This window comes from Microbacterium sp. NPDC055988, assembly GCF_042269505.1.
Lineage (GTDB): Bacteria > Actinomycetota > Actinomycetes > Actinomycetales > Microbacteriaceae > Microbacterium.
The window spans coordinates 428780-442882 of the sequence record NZ_JBHJXY010000001.1; the positions used below are offsets into that span (position 1 = coordinate 428780).

Annotated in this window: 10 protein-coding genes; 2 read left to right on the top strand and 8 right to left on the bottom strand. The window is 68.0% G+C overall.

Annotated elements, in window-relative coordinates; translation table 11 throughout:
* Window positions 1–49: 49 nt before the first annotated feature.
* Window positions 50–940 (top strand): hypothetical protein, encoded by an 891-nt coding sequence (locus tag ACFC14_RS02250; RefSeq protein ID WP_376101018.1) that lies wholly within the window; start codon window positions 50–52, stop codon window positions 938–940.
* Complete coding sequence (locus ACFC14_RS02255; protein ID WP_376101019.1) at window positions 937–1788, top strand: hypothetical protein; 852 nt, start codon at window positions 937–939, stop codon at window positions 1786–1788. The genes ACFC14_RS02250 and ACFC14_RS02255 overlap by 4 nt, the downstream gene beginning before the upstream one ends.
* A gap of 71 nt (window positions 1789–1859) precedes the next feature.
* Here ACFC14_RS02255 and ACFC14_RS02260 read toward each other — a convergent pair whose 3' ends face one another.
* From ACFC14_RS02260 to ACFC14_RS02295, 8 genes are all read right to left on the bottom strand, one after another.
* Window positions 1860–2309, bottom strand: coding sequence for a hypothetical protein (locus tag ACFC14_RS02260; protein ID WP_376101020.1), 450 nt, complete (start codon window positions 2307–2309; stop codon window positions 1860–1862).
* Window positions 2310–2437: 128 nt separating this feature from the next.
* Complete coding sequence (locus ACFC14_RS02265; RefSeq protein WP_376101021.1) at window positions 2438–3145, bottom strand: hypothetical protein; 708 nt, start codon at window positions 3143–3145, stop codon at window positions 2438–2440.
* A gap of 122 nt (window positions 3146–3267) precedes the next feature.
* Window positions 3268–4188: a hypothetical protein gene (locus ACFC14_RS02270; RefSeq protein WP_376101022.1), complete on the bottom strand. Its 921-nt coding sequence runs from the start codon at window positions 4186–4188 to the stop codon at window positions 3268–3270.
* Window positions 4185–5075 (bottom strand): class C sortase, encoded by an 891-nt coding sequence (locus ACFC14_RS02275; RefSeq protein WP_376101023.1) that lies wholly within the window; start codon window positions 5073–5075, stop codon window positions 4185–4187. The genes ACFC14_RS02270 and ACFC14_RS02275 overlap by 4 nt, the downstream gene beginning before the upstream one ends.
* The gene (locus tag ACFC14_RS02280) at window positions 5072–7825 is read right to left on the bottom strand and encodes a SpaA isopeptide-forming pilin-related protein (RefSeq protein ID WP_376101024.1); all 2754 of its coding nucleotides are present in this window, start codon (window positions 7823–7825) and stop codon (window positions 5072–5074) included. Before ACFC14_RS02280 ends, ACFC14_RS02275 begins: the two co-directional genes overlap by 4 nt.
* 171 nt (window positions 7826–7996) lie before the next feature.
* The gene (locus tag ACFC14_RS02285; RefSeq protein WP_376101025.1) at window positions 7997–9514 is read right to left on the bottom strand and encodes a SpaH/EbpB family LPXTG-anchored major pilin; all 1518 of its coding nucleotides are present in this window, start codon (window positions 9512–9514) and stop codon (window positions 7997–7999) included.
* A 282-nt stretch (window positions 9515–9796) separates the two neighbouring features.
* A complete protein-coding gene (locus ACFC14_RS02290) occupies window positions 9797–12571 on the bottom strand; it encodes an Ig-like domain-containing protein (RefSeq protein ID WP_376101026.1) in 2775 nt (924 codons plus the stop codon).
* A 448-nt stretch (window positions 12572–13019) separates the two neighbouring features.
* The coding region (locus tag ACFC14_RS02295) for an Ig-like domain-containing protein (RefSeq protein WP_376101027.1) at window positions 13020–14103 on the bottom strand (1084 nt) is incomplete at its 5' end.

Here is a 14103-nt window from a genome sequence, read left to right on the forward strand (position 1 = left end):
ACCGCACGACGCGCTTCGAACGCTACGCGCTATCGGGCTGGATGCAGAGGTGCGTGACTCGCGTACGTTCCAGGTGGAAGGAAAGACACTTCGCATCCCCACCACGCGCACCACGCCGACGCGCGCCAACGCGGAGGAGGCGCTCCGCATTCTCGCTCCCGGCGAGCGCGTGCTGTTCGTCGTGGACGACATCACGCCGAGTTTGCGCCGAGCGGCGACTATGGACGACCGTATCGTCGTGATCAGCCCGGCGGTGGCCCTGTGGGAAGGGCGGACGATGGGTCTCGACGACGAGGAAGAGCCGCGACCTTCGCGGACCTCGGGCCGCCGCCCCTATGCGCGCTTCGCCGTCGCACGCGCTCTCCTCGCTGTCGACGATCACGCCACGCAGCAGCAGCTGGTGGAGAGCGCGGGTATCTCTCAGGGGCGTGTCTCCGAGGCCCTCGCTTCGCCGCTGTTCAAGGGAGTCGTCGAACGCACATGGGGCAAGATCCAGGTCGCGGATCGACGAGAACTGTTTGACCGTGCCGTCACCGAGTATCCAGGCCCCGGGGGTGTCGCCACCTATTGGTGGCACGGGAAGGGCGTGCTCGAGCAGGCCGATGCCGTGGCCACCGTTGATGAGACAGCACTCGTCTCCGGTGACGCTGCAGCGGACCGTATCCGCGCCTGGCGGACTCCGGAGCGTGCGGTCGTCTACACCCGCGGCCAGCCGAATCTCCGAAACCTGGGCTTTGCTCTCGCGGACAGCAGCGACTACACGCTCATGCTCGTTCACGCGGAAGACCGCACGATCTGGTCGACGGCTCACGCGTGGAAGGTGCCGCGCACAGCCGACCCGATGATTGCTTCGTTCGACGTGTTGCGGACGGGTACGCTCGGCGACCAGGGAGAAGCCGTCGACCGCATCCGCGACTACGTCGTTGGAAGAACACAGTGACTGACACTCACGGAAGCCAACGCGCTGATGCTGGTCTCTTCTCTGAGAAGACCGACACCCCCAAGGTCGCAGTGCCACAGCGACCGCAAGCTCACGTCGTCGCGACGACCGCCACTGACGACGCGGCGTACGTAGCGCTCGCCGACCTGTCCACCCTGCTGGAGGGGCGGGAGGAGACCATGATCGTCGGGGGCCACATGGTCTCCCTCATCTGCGCCGCCTTCCCGAGCCGAGGGCTCGTCGAACGACGCACCGGCGATGCGGACGCGGGTATCCCCATCGAGCTCGCCGATACAGGCGAGCTCCATGACGCGCTCCTCGACCTCGGCTACGTCACCGATGGTGCAGCCAATCGCTACATCAAGGGTATGCAGGAGCCTCAGCCCACCATCGACCTGCTCATCCCATCGCACAATGGGCGATTCGGCGACGAGAAGAAGGGCGGGCGAGCCTTCAACACCATGCCTGGGCTCGTCCTCGCGATGAACCCGCGGATCGAGATCGACGTGCACATCACGCACCGTGACGGCAGCGAGCGTTCGACCGTCGTTGTGGTGCCGGGGATCGAAGCCGCAATCGTGCTCAAGGCCATCGCTTGGTACGACCGACGCTTTCAGACCGACAAGGATGCTGTCGACCTCAGCAACCTCTTCGCCGTCCTCGACACCCACGGCGCGGATGCTCTAGGCGGCTGGCGACTCAAGGAGGCGGGACTCACAGCCAGCCGTCACGACGCCGCGCTACATCTGCATCGACTCGCTGACGCATGGGAGGCCAAGCCGCCGAAGGCGCGCGTCGACGCCCGCGCACTCGTCTCTCGGATCCGCACTCACGTCACTCAGCCGTAACGACCGCGAAAACTGTATCCGCAGGTGCGCTACTCAAAAACTGGGGCTCCAGTTCTCGAAGAGCAGCGCCACTACCTGCCGCTGTGACCTCCGTCGTCGTGATCTCCCCGCCGCCACCTACCCCGGAAGGACCGCAGACGGGAGCGGATCCATGAATCGTTGCGCAGGTAGTCACGCCAGATGAGCAGCGCAGCGGCGAACGTCGCCCCAACTATCAGCGAAGGCACAACCGCTCCCCAGATCGCGCGCTCCAACGAGCGCGGCGACGTGAGCACGGTCAAGAGGATGATTCCGACCCAGAGAACCGCGATGATGCCGACGGTCTTCAGGTGATGGCGGCGCGCCGCCTCCCGGGCGCAATCGGCGCATCCCTCCGGCTGACGCCCTCTCGCCCCGAGCTTCGTACCTGGGCCGAGGCCGAGGCGGCGGTCGATGAACCGTGTCATCGCGACACGCAGCCGGTCGACGCGACCGGAGGGCGCGATGTCCGCGGCGCGATGGCGCTCGCAGGTGACGGGCATGGTTCTCGTTCCTCGTGGGCGGTATCCGGCCCCGATCGCGACCGCAAGGCTGAACGGCGTCAACGCTAGTGCCGGCCGGGCGCTCGCGATCGTCGGCCAACGCACGTTCCGTGCGGAACGAGGAGGTCTCAGTGCGGTGCGGGCGAAGCCACTACCCGAGGAGCCGTCGCCATCAGGCTGTCCGGAAGTACAGCCGGCGACGGGGGCTCCTCGCTGAGGTCCAGCCCGTTCTTCGACCCGCCCGGAGTCGTGGCCGGCGGCCGGACCAGGAGGTACCGTCCCTCAGTCTGGCCCGCGACGCGCAGACCCGGGATGTCGTCCATGAACCGTGCGGCGAGGGCCAGCGATCGGGTGTACGCGTAGACCGTGACCCCCTGGGCGTCGGCGGCGCGCGTGAGAGGTCCGGAGACGAGCTTCCGCAGCTCGGTCCCCGCCCCGCGCACGCCCGGACGGGCCACATGCTCGATCACGAGCCAGCCTCGACGCGTGCGGCTGAGCACCAGCCGAGCGTCACGCGTGGCGTAGACATGTCGACGGGTCGCGATCCACCGCACGCCGTACACACCGGCGAGCGTAGCGAACGGCAGGATCGTGAGCAGCAGTTGCCGCCCCATCAGCGGCATCGACGGCGCCATCGAGAGCAGCCAACGCCCGGACAGATAGACCAGGCCCGCGGCGGTCGCCCATGCCCATCGTGATGGCGACCAGGGCCAGATCCGGTGCGCCCAGACGAAACCCACCACCGGCCAGGACAGCCCTCCGGGCTCAGCACCTTCGACGCGCGGCGGCGCCGGTGCCGCGCGTCTCAGCACCCCGCGGGGAGCAAACCTGAACATGCGTTCAGCGTACGCAGACGACCGCGCCACCCTCCCGCAGGATTCTGTCAGTTTTCGCTCAAGGTCACGGTCTTTTCGTCTGGTGTCGCCCTTCGTCGCCCTCGCGTCTCGGTTGCCTCGGGTCACTCAGGGGCCATCCTCAAACTATGAAGTGCGCGATACAGCGCGGAGAGCGAGCCGAAGCCGGACAGATGCGCCCGCTGCTCCTGAGTCAGGTGCGGATGCGACACCATCAGCCGCACGACGCTGTCGGTCCGAACGCGACGCAACTCACCCGTCACTGTCGAACCCTCGGCGGCGAATGCGGCCTGCAGGGTGCGGACCCCCACCTGCAGCTGCCCGGCGATCGATGTGAGATCCACCCGCGGGTCGCGGAACTGCTCGTCGATGACAACCAGAGCACGGGCCACGATTCCGGCAGACGGCTCGAGCCCGGCGAGAGCGGTCCGCGCGAGCGCATCGACCACCGAACCGACGGCGGCGGCGAGCAGGTCGGGCTCATCCTTGCTCGGTTCCGGCGTGGTGCAGAGTCCGCGGACGAACGCGTAGAGCGGCACGAGGGTACGCCACGGGATCGGGGGCGCCGGAACACCGTGCGTGAGCTCGGACACGACAGCCGGCAGAACCTGAGCGTCCACGCTGACGTAGATGAGCTCGTTCTCCGGCTGGGACACCGAGATCTCCAGCGGGACATCCCCCGGCGGAACGACGACGGCTCCGGTCCCTCGTCGCACCACGGGAACCGCTGTGGTCACTTCGAGCCCTCCGGTCCGGGCGAAGAGCAGAAGAGCCCTCGAACGGGAAGCCTCGTCGCGGTTCCACGTGATCGACACCGGTGGCGTCGTCACGAACGCCAGGCTCGTGTGGGCATAGTGGGCGAGGCTGGCCGCGAGCGTTCCTCCCCCGACCAGCCCAGTGATGCGGATGTTGGCGCTGGCAAGGTACTCCTGCAGCTGCTCATCGTCCCGTGCTCGCTCGAGCTCGGTGATCCGGAACGACTCCTTCCGCAGCGGCGGACGATACCTCAGGCGGCGGGTGTTCACTCAGCCGCCTCCGTCGACGCCGGTGAATCCCGGAACCCCTGCACCACGATGTAGGTCCCGACCGCCACGACGGCCGCTCCTCCCCACGCAGACCACCACGGAAATCCCGGCACGGTCGACGGTCCGGCGATCGCCTTGATCTCCGCCGCGGGAGTGGGCGTGACGCGTTCGCCCGTGACCACGATGCGCTGCGTGTTGATCCCGAGTGGAGTGCAGGTGATGAGTGTGACCAGGTCTTCTTCCGGGATCGCGCGCAGGGTGCTGGTGGATTCCGGATCGATCACTTCGACCGTCGTCACCCGGTAGCTGAGCACTTCGCCGAACACCGCCACCGTGAAGCTGTCGCCGACCTCGACCCGATCCAGGTCCGTGAACATGGCCGCGTCGGCGAGACCCCGATGTGCTGTGATGACCGAACGCGTGCCGAGGCCTCCGATCGGCAGGTGCGAGCCCTCGAGGTGGCCGGCGCCCCGAGCGAGGACGGCGTCGTCGGTGCCGTGATAGATCGGCAGGTCGACATCGATCTTCGGGATCCGGACTCGTCCCATGAGGCCGTCGGAGGACGCGCGGAGAAGGGTGTCGTAGTCGAAACTCTCTGCGGTGGATGCTCCGGCACTGATGGGGGTGCCCCCATCGCGCCGAACCACGAACTTCCCCGCGCTGAGGTCGTCGTTGTACGCCCTCGCCTCCCGCATCTGCTGGGCCGCCGAGGGATCTACCCGTTCGACGATCGAGGCGTAGTCGTCCACGACGAGCGACTGGTTGTACGACGACACCCACTGGGCGGTCATCGGGTACAGCCCGGCCCCCGCACCCGCGAGCGCCACGACGGCGATCACGATGGTGAACGGGCCGGGCCGCCATGTCCGCGCGCGGGTTCGGGTCACGCGGTGCCCGCCTCGCCGATGCGTCGCCGTTGCCACCAGAGGCCGAGCACGACGAGCACGCCGAGGCCACCGGCGATCCCGCCGAACATCAGGCTCCCCGTGCCGCCGGTGAGCGGAATCCCCGGGATGCCGATCTGCTCGTTCTCGATATCGCCGTACGCGACGTCCGTGTTCACGACGATGTCGATCGGGTTCTGCAGCAGCTGGTATCCGGCCGGCGCCTTAGTTTCGGCGAGCCGGTACCGACCGGGCTCCAGTCCGGCGAGTGCGAACTCACCGGGATCGGGGTCGCGGTCGGCGCCGGTGCACACGGCGGTCGAGTCCGCAACGCAATCCAGCACGGGGACGGCACGCCCAGAATCCAGGGCGCCGGTGGAGTCGTACGGGGTCAGGAGCCAATCGGACCCCGAGAGCAGGTTGCCCCCCACGTCGACCTTGCTCCACGTCAGTCCGACGCGCACCGGGTGCACTGTGCAGGGCTGGCCCGGCTCACAGGTCTCGGGCGGCTGCTGCCCCGTGGTCACGACGAAGTTGCCGAGCGAGGCGTCGCCGGCGGCCGGAAGCGGATCCTTGACCCGCACCGTGTAGGAGACGGTGCCCTGGGCGCCTGACTGCAGCGTGCCGGTGATGCGGATGCGGTCGCCGGTGCGCGTCGCAGTGAGCGGCGCCCCTGCCGTGATCACTCCCTGAAGGTCGGCGTCGTCGAGCACCCCGGTGAGGATGTCTTCCCGATCGACGGTGATCGGAGTGCCCCCGGTGTTGGCGAACGTGAGCGTGTAGGTGACGCTCTGGCCCGGGGCGACGACAGTGCCCGACGCCGGATCCGATGACTTCGCGACCGTGAGCGCACCCGGCGCAGCCGCACGGTTGTACACCGTGCATTCGATGCGATGAGCCTTGAGACCCGCGACCGTGAAGCCCGGCTGCGCCGCCGTCCCCGCATCCGTCACCGACACCGGCGTCCCGGTCGCCGTGTCGATGCACACCGCGTTTCGTGCCGCCACCCCCGCTCCGACAGGCACGATCTGATATCCCGCCTGCTGGGTTTCGAGTATGCGCACGCCTCCGCTGGTCGCCTCGGCCGCGAAGGTGAGACCGAAGTCGACCTTGCCCGAGCCTCCGGCCGTCGTCACCTGAGTGGCCGGCGCATTGATCGTCACGGCGGTCGGGGCGACGGTGGTCGCGTCGAACTGCCAGCCTGCGGGTGCCGGAGTTGCGTCGGCGATGCCACCGCCCGCTGGCACGATCATCTTCTGCACGCCGATCGTGCCCTGGCAGTCGGTGGCCACGAGCGACTTGAGCGCCGCCGTCGCCTCAGCGAAGGAGGACACCCGGAGGTAGTCGGTGCCGTTCGACGTGCCGGAGACCGCGCGCAGGTTGTAGTCACTCTCAGGGGTCAGTGCCGCGCCGATGCCGAGAGCGAGCACACGCGTGCCCTCCGCCTTGAGCTGGTTCGCGGTGAAGATGCCCGCATCGACGTCCTGCAGCGAGTTGAAGGCGCTCGAGCCTGCCGCGGGGTCGGCGATGACCGTCGGGTTCCCATCCGTGAGAAGGATGGTGACGTCGTAGCGCGCCGCGGCGTTGGCGGCGGCCGCGAGGCCGCGATCCCAGTTCGTGCCGCCGCCGGAGAGCCACGACGCGTACTGGGCCTTGAACGCCGCCCCCTGTGTCGGCGTGGTCACCGGGAGCAGCGCGGGGTTGTTGGTGGCACCGGATCCGGGGCTCGTCGACGAGAACGAGAACAGCGACATGCGCGTCTGAGTGCCCTGGAAGGCATCGACGAACGCCGAGAGCGTCGACTTCATCGAGGCGATCCCCGGGGCTCCGAGCGAACCTGAGGTGTCGACGACCAGCGCCACGTCGAGCTCGCAGTCGGCGGCCGGCAGCGCGGGGTTCATGCGCGACTCGCTCCAGATGCCCGTCGTCCTGGTCACGTTCTCGCTCTGTCCCCCCTCGAGTTGGTCGTCCGGTCGGTTGCGCATGAACCCGCGGTCCGGCGGATAGTAGGTCGCGCCCGCGGGCATCGCGGTCGTCGAGCGGTACACGGAACCCGCCCGCAGCTGCGTGTCGGTGCGGAAACGGTATTGCCACGTGCTGTTGGGGGACGCACCGAACCCGCCGACGCGCATGGTCGGGTTGGCGTACCATCCGGCCGGAGCCGATTCCTGCACCACCCAGAACCGGGTGTCCTGCGGCGCACCGGTCACCGACGCAGCACCGGCACGGATCGGCACGACGAAGTTGCAGTCGCCGTCGGCGTCTGAGACGCAGGTGGTCCAGGACCAGGCGGCGTTGTAGCGCGTGCCTGCGGCACCCTGGAGAGGCAGTGCGGTGGACGATGGCCCCGCCGAGGAAGCGGTGCCGGGTCCGTAGAGGCCCAGAGTCACGCCGGCGAGGCCCTGCACCGAACCGTCGGGCAGTCGGTCGCCGCCTACGTTGACCGAGATCACGGCGGAGCCGGCCGGAGCGACCGGGACGGACAGCGGCGCGACCGCGGCGTCATCTGCCACGACAGGAGGTGTCGCGGTGGCGGACTCGGTCTCGTCGGTGGTCGTCCCCTCGGTGCGTCCCTGGTCGACGAAGAACTCTGGAGCGGTCGATTGCGGGGCGGGCGTCTCAACGACGACGCTGTTCTCCGCACCGTTCGTGTCGTCCGTGTTCGTCTCATCGGCGGCGACAGCCAATGGGCCGCCGAGTCCAGCGAGCCCGAGGCCGAGGGTCAGGGCGCACGCGGCGATGCGTGCTCCCATCCCCCTGTCGCGACGAAGTGTGCGCGCTGCGCGCATCGATCGCATCTTTTCCATGACGTGCTTTCCCATGCATTGGTCAGAAGTTTGAGAGGGTGCTCGCTGAGGCGACCCGAGGGCCGCCTCAGCGAGCGGGGTGCGGCTGTGGTGAGGGGCACCGCCGCACGACGAGTGCTACTCGGCGGCCGCAGCCTCGCGGCGGCGCTTCATCAGCACCAGGCCCAGGGCGATGACGCCGAGGCCGACCCCGGCCGTGATCAGGATGATCTGGCCGTTCGCTCCGGTGAGCGGCAGCCCGGGGACGCCCTGCTGGGTGTTCACGATGTCTGCGTTCGCGGTGACCGCCGTGGCGCCGATGTTCACGGTGACCCCGCGGAACGGGTCGGCGGGGAGGACGTAGCCGGCAGGTGCCGCCGTCTCTTTGAGCACGTAGCACCGCTGCGCACTGTCGACCGCCGGGTTCACACTGTCGCTCACGAACAGCCCCGCGATCGCGATGACTCCACCCGTGCCCGATGTGAACGTGGTCTTCCCCGCGACCTGCACGGGCGAGCCGGTCGCCTCGGCGGCGGTGCAGTCGGTCGCGTAGGGATCGGCCGCGTTGTAGACCTCGAACGCGGCGCCGGCGAGTAGCCCCTGGCTACCCGACGTGTTCGCGGCCCGCTTGAGGATCTCGAGCGAACCCCAATGGGTCATCACCTCGTTGGAGGGCAGCGGCGGGCGCACGTTCGGGTCGAAGCCCGGGTTGTTGGCCCACAGCAGCGCGGTGTTGGGGATCGTACCGTTGCCGACCGCGACGACGGTGCCCGCGAACACGACGCCGATCGGGGTTCCGGCGTGCGCGTTGGGACCCTGGTTCAGCCAGGCGAGTCCGGCCGCGGTGAAGCTCATCGTGAGCTGCTGGCCCTGCACATCGATCGCGTAGTAGCTCGCATCGAGGGGGGCGCCGCTCGCCGTCACGGTCATGGCGGACGCGGCAACCGGAACCAGGCGGGCATCCAGAGTGTCGCGCACGGCGAATCCGGTCCAGACGTCATCGCTCTCGGGCACCGGCACCGTGACGGGGAAGCGCACGACCGAACCGAGCCCGGTGTCCTGCTGCTCCTGGATGCTCTTGACGATCTCGCCCGAGCCGTTCTTGGGATACGCATGCACGTCGTACACCCAGCCGCCGTCGTGCGGCATGGGGATCGTCACGACGAACGGAGCCGCGCGATCGACGATCTGTGCCGGAGCCTCGGTTTCGCAGACCTGGTAGGCGCCGACCGGGAGCGCGGCCGTCGTGGCCGCTCCCTGCGCATCGGTCGCCGGGAGGACGATTCCCGCACCGAGCGTGAAGCCGGCGGGGGACGTGCAGGCGGCTCCGGCCTGCACATCCTCGAGTCCGTCCCAGCTCGAAGGCACCGTCAGATCGAGCGGCTGCCCGCTCTCGAGGAGGGGATACGCGGTGAAAACGACGCCGGCCACGGGATCCGTGAAATCGCCGGCTGCCGGCGCGGCGCTGATATCCCCCTCGACGTCGCCGCTCTGATGCAGATACTTGTGGACGGTGAGCGAACCCGTGCGGTCGCCATCCACGTTCCCGTAGTCCTGCGGTGCGGCCTGCGCGGCACTCGCGCCGATGGTGCTCGCCAGCCCGACCGCCACCACTCCCAGCGCCGCCCCGAGGCGACGAACTCTTCTCTCACGCACAGACGTACTCCTTCGTATCACTGACCCGGCTGCAGACGCAGCCGGCACCAGGCAGACCCGTGGCACGTGCCCGTTATGCCCTACCGAAGAGATGAAGGTGCCCTTGCGCGGTTATGAACAGTGCGCGAAGCGACAGCAACCGTGCACATATCGGGACAGTGCGTGCGGATCGACGAACTCTCCGTGGGGAGACGCGTCGCACCAGAGGATCCGCGCGGTCCTGCGCAAACGGAGCGGGCCCAGGACTCGATGGTCCTGGGCCCGCTCCGTTGGTTGGTGCTGTTACGCGTTGTCCGCGCTCAAGCGGCGGCGGAGGCCGAACGCTCCAGCGAACGCCAGCAGACCGGCGGCGATAGAACCGCCCAGGAGCGGGTCCATCAGCGGGGTCGACTCGACGTCTTCAGTCACGACGAACGTGAACGGCACGTCGTTCTCACCATCACTGATCGTGACGGTGTTCTCGCCCTCGGGCTGTGCCGGGAGTGTGAGCTGCCAGCTGCCGTACTCGTCGACGCTGGTCTCGCCGAGCACGGTGCCCTCGGCGTCGGTGATGACGATCGACGCCCCCGGGGTGCCGGTGCCGGTGAACGGGACGTCGCCCGCCCCGACGACCTCGCCCTCGGCCGGCGAGGTCACGGCCAGCTCGAACACGGGCGCAGGGGTCTCATCGACGATGGTGAGGTCGTCGATCACGACCGACTGGTCACCCGCAGTGACGGTGAGTGGCGCGGAGCCTTCGGGCACAGGCAGCGTGACCTTCCAGTCACCGAACTCGTCGACGATGGTCTCGCCCAGAGCACTACCGTCCTTATCGGTGATCACCACGGACTCGCCAGGCTGGCCTTCACCGGTGAACTCGACGCCCTTGCTGTCGACCGCGTCCCCGGCGCTCGGCGAGGTGACGGTCAGGTCAGCCACCACGGGGGTGGTGTCGATGAGCAGATTGCGATTCGCGGATTGCGATCCGGTCGTCACGACGAGCGCGGCCGGGTCGCGTGGCAGAGTGAGCGTGGTCGACCAGTTCCCGTCGGCGTCCGCAGTCGCGGTGCCGGCGAGCTGCCCGTTGCCCTGGTAGCGGACCTCGACCTCGGCGAACGGCTGCGCGGTTCCGGTCATGGCCACGCCGGAACGGACGACGTCCATCTCCGACGGAGAGGTGATCACGAGCGGAGCCACGACGATGATGTCTTCGAGCGCCACGGACTTGTCGCCGGCCTCGACCGTGACCTCGCCGCCGCCCGGCAGGGACACGACGACTTCCCAGGTGCCGTCCTCGTCGATCACGGTCTCACCGAGCTCGTTGCCCCCGGCGTCCTTGATCACCACGGTCTCGCCGGGCTGGCCGTTGCCGATGAAGGTCACGTCGGGGCCGACGATCTCGACGCCCTGCTGCGGCGAAGTGACGACAAGCTGAGCGGTGTCGTCCTCGATCTCGAGCGGCACCGGAACGCTCTGCGTACCCGACTCGACCACGACGCCGGGCATGCCTTCGGCGAGGGTGACAGTGCTCTTCCACGTACCGTCGGCGCCGACCGTGGTCGTGCCGAGAACGGTCTTCCCGTCGGCCGTCTTGATCTCGACCTCGGCTGCGGGCTGACCGGTACCGCTGAATTCCGTGCCATGCGTGCCGACGGTGGCTCCCGGGAGCGGCGAGGTCACCGCGAGCTTCGCGATGATCGTGAGGTCGTCGACCTCGGCCTTGCGCGTCCCGGCCTCGACCGTCGCCGAGGTGGATCCCTCGGGAAGGAGGACGGACACCGAGAACTCGCCCGTCTCAGAGTCGGCGGTCGTGGAGCCGACCTCGTTGCCCTCGGCGTCTTTGATCACGACGGTCTCGCCGGGCTCCGCGGTGCCCTCGAACACCACGTCAGGGCCCACCACCGTGGATCCTGAGGTCGGGGAGGAGAGGACGATCTCAGCGGATTGGTCGACCGCGAGCACCCGCCACGGCGTGGTGCCATGGTCCGGAGTTTTGAAGACGAGGAAGTTCGATCCCTCAGCGAGCGTGAGGTCGATGCTCCAGGCGCCGGAAGAGTCGATGGTGAAGCGTCCGGCCTCCGTGCCGGTCATGTCCGTGACCACGATCTCCTCGTTCGGCGCTCCGGTTCCGGTGAAAGTGGTGCCTTTCAGGCCCACCGTCGTATTGAAACCGGGCGAAGCGATGACGAACGGGTAGACGACATCTGCGGTGATGTCCGCCGTCCCCACGACGGCACCGGTGACCGCCGTGATAACGGCGGATCCTCCGGTGAGAGTCTCACCAGGCTTGGCATCCGCATCGATTCTCAGCTTGAGGATGACGCTCTCGCCGTCGCCACCGAAGGCCACACTGTCCGACGTGGCGGTCTTCCTGTCGGCGCTGATCGACAGCGCCTCGCCCGAGCCCAGACGCGCCGAGTCGATCGTGGTGCCAGTCGGAGCGGTGATGGTCATCACACCAGCGGCGGAGACGACATCGGGGCCACCGGCGTAGATCGTCATCGCCGTGGTCAGTAGACCGGGCGTGCTGGATCCGGCCACGGCCGGGATGTCCTGCTTCGCATAGGCGGTGATCGCGCCCTGATGAACGACCGTTCCGCCGGAGTTCTTCAGCACCGCGCTGCCGCCGGTGAAGACCTGACCCTGCTTGGCCGTGCCGGGGATGTTGAGAGTCGCGAATCCGGCATACGTCGGGCCGCCCCAGTTCGACGACGACGAGGTGGCCGTCTTGCCGTCGGCACTGATGGTGAACGTCGGGGACCCATTCGATCGGACGGATGCGAAGGTGGTTCCGGTCGGCGCGGTGAGCGTCCAGCTGCCGTTCGTGGCCTTGTTGTTGTCGTAGTAGTAGACGCGGAACTCGTCGGTCACCCCGCCGGGGAGGGCAGAGCCGTACATGGTGGTGAGCGTCGCGTAGGGAGTCGCCGCGGGAACGAACGCCAACGCCGCCGGGACTCCGACGATGCTGTGTGCCTCCGCGGCGGTAGCCGGTGCGGCCGCCAGAGCTCCAGTCGCCGTGAGAGCGGCGATCGTACCGGCCGCGGCAATGCCTCGGCCGATCTTGTTGGTGAAATTCACGTGATTCCCTTTCGTGATGAGTCCCCGGTCGCGCCGGGCGTATATGCGCCGGATCGTCGTCTGCGGGAACAATGACCGCGGACGCAGCGGCGCAGCGGTCGAGAACGATGGCCGGAATGTGCCGCGCTCGTCGCGCGCAACGCCATCTGCCCACCCACAGTCAGCAGATGGATCGAAGTACGAGCGAAGTCCCCAGTTGAATGTCGAAGTCCCCAGACGCCGATGTGAACAGAAGAAGCAGCACGGCGTCCCAACACGCACGACGCTATGGGCCGGGCTTACGCCGATGACGCGGAGCGCAGGGCGACCCGTGCCAGTCGCGGAAATGTGCGTGCTCTCGGGGACCGACGCGCGGGGATCGAGCGTGATCATCTATGTCGCCCGAAGGCAACGAGGGCGGGCCCCGCACCAAATGGTCCGGGGCCCGCTCTCTGCAGATTTGCAGCTGTTATGCGTTGTCAGAGGTGAAGCGGCGGCGCAGGCCGAACGCTCCGGCAAAGGCGAGGAGACCGGCCGCGATAGAACCGCCCAGGAGGGGGTCCATCAGCGGGGTGGACTCGACGTCCTCGGTCACGACGAAGTCGAACACGATGTCCTTCGTGCCGTCGTTGACCGTGATGCTGTTCGCACCCTCCGGCTGTGCCGGGATGGTCAGCGTCCAGGAACCGAACTCATCGACCACGGTCGAACCCAGCTCATTGCCCTCAGCGTCGGTGATCACGATCGGCGCACCGGGCGTACCGGTACCGACGAACGCGATGTCACTCGTTCCGATGACCTCGTCCTCGGAAGGGCTGGTGATCGCGAACTCGAACACCGGGGCCGGGGTGTCGTCGATGACCTCGACGCCCTCGATCACGATGGTCTCATCGCCCGCGACGACCGACAGGTTGCCGTTACCGACCGGCGCCGGAACCGTCAGGTTCCAGTTGCCCTCACCATCGACCTCGGTCTCGCCGATGACGTTGCCGTCGGCGTCCTTGATCTCGACCTTGGTGCCGGGCTCGCCGGTTCCGGCGAAGTCCACACCGGAGGATTCGACCTGGTCACCCGCCTTCGGCGTGGTCACCACGAGAGGCGCGACCTCCGGGGTGTCGTTGCGCACGGACACGAGATCCGCGAGCGTGACGACCTGACCACCGGTGTTGATGGTGTAGGTGGCCTTGCCGGCGGGGAGCGCGTAGCCCATGCTCCAGTTGCCGTCCTGGTCGGCGGTGGCTTCGGCGAGCACGTTGCCGGCCTCATCCTTCAGGACCACCACGGCGCCTGCCTGAGCGGTGCCTTCGAAAACCGCGTCCGAATCGGTGATCGTGTCGCCCGACTTCGGCGAGGTGACGTTGAGCGGTGCGACGACGTCGAGGTCCTTGATCTCGACCTTCTGGTCACCGGCCTCGACGACGACCGAACCGTTCTCGGGAACCGTCACGACGACGTCCCAGGTGCCATCGGAGTTGACCTCGGTCTCACCGATGACATTGCCATCAGCGTCCTTGATCTCGACCTTCTCACCAGGCTGACCCTTGCCCTCGAAC